Below are 1,174 nucleotides of genomic sequence, written 5' to 3'. Positions count from 1 at the left end.
GGCCCGGGGGCGGGTGGGACGTCAGTCCCCGGCGCCGTCGCGGACGCGCAGGTCCTTCCGGGAGACCTTGCCGACGCCGGTCTCCGGGAAGGCCTCCACGATCCTGACGAGGTCGGGGATCTTGTAGACGGCCAGGCCGCGTTCGCGCACGAAGCGGCGCACCTCGGCCGGCTTCGGCGGTTCCGCGCCCGGCCGCAGCACCAACCAGGCGCAGCTGCGCTCGCCCAGGTGGTCGTCGGGCACGGCCACGACCTGCGCGTCGTGCACGGCCGGGTGGGCCAGCAGGACGTTCTCCACCTCGGCGGCGGCGATCTTCTCCCCGCCCCGGTTGATCTGGTCCTTGGCCCGGCCCTCGACCACCAGGTGGCCGGTGGGCAGGCGGCGGACCAGGTCGCCGGTGCGGTAGAAGCCGTCGGCGGTGAAGGAGCGGGCGTTGTGCTCCGGGGCCCGCCAGTAGCCGCGGATGGTGTAGGGGCCGCGGGTCAGCAGGTGGCCCACGGCGCCGGGGGGCACCTCCCGGTCGGCGTCGTCGACGATGCGGATCTCGTCGTCCGGGGAGATGGGCCGACCCTGGGTGGTGAGGACGATGTCCTGCGGGTCCTCGGCACGGGTGTAGTTGACCAGGCCCTCGGCCATGCCGAAGACCTGCGTCAGCTCGCAGCCCAGCGCCGGGGTCACCCGGCGGGCGACCTCCTCGGCGAACCGGGCGCCGCCCACCAGCAGGGTGCGCAGGGGGGCGAGACGGGCGCGGGCGCCGGGGTCACGGGCGGCCTCGATCCAGGCGAGTGCCAGCGGCGGGACGACGCCGGTGAGAGTGACGCCCTCGCGTTCGATCAGGGGGAAGGCGGTGGCGGGGTCGGGGGACGGGCACATCACCACCCGACCGCCGGCGTAGAGGGCGCCGAGGGTGCCCGGTGAGCTGAGGGGGAAGTTGTGCGCGGCGGGCAGCACGCACAGGTAGACGCTCTCCGCCGTGACACCGCAGATCTCGTTGGAGCCGCGCACGGAGTACAGGTAGTCGTCGTGGGTGCGGGGGATGAGCTTGGGCACGCCGGTGCTGCCGCCGGAGAGCTGGAGGAAGGCGGGGTCGCCGGGCTCCGGGCCGGTGGGAAGCCGACCGCCGGGCAGCGTGGCGGGGTCGCGGGGGATGTCGGCGAGGGCGGTGTGCGGGCCG

Annotated in this window: 1 protein-coding gene; it reads right to left on the bottom strand. The window is 75.0% G+C overall.

What is annotated here, in order from left to right; translation table 11 throughout:
* Positions 1-21: 21 nt before the first annotated feature.
* The coding region (locus tag FOE67_RS26275) for a (2,3-dihydroxybenzoyl)adenylate synthase (RefSeq protein WP_182667320.1) at positions 22-1,174 on the bottom strand (1,153 nt) is incomplete at its 5' end.

Origin of the sequence: Streptomyces calidiresistens, from assembly GCF_014141525.1 — a bacterium.
Taxonomy (GTDB): Bacteria; Actinomycetota; Actinomycetes; order Streptomycetales; family Streptomycetaceae; genus Streptomyces; species Streptomyces calidiresistens.
This window is presented reverse-complemented; position numbering and strand designations above follow the sequence as displayed.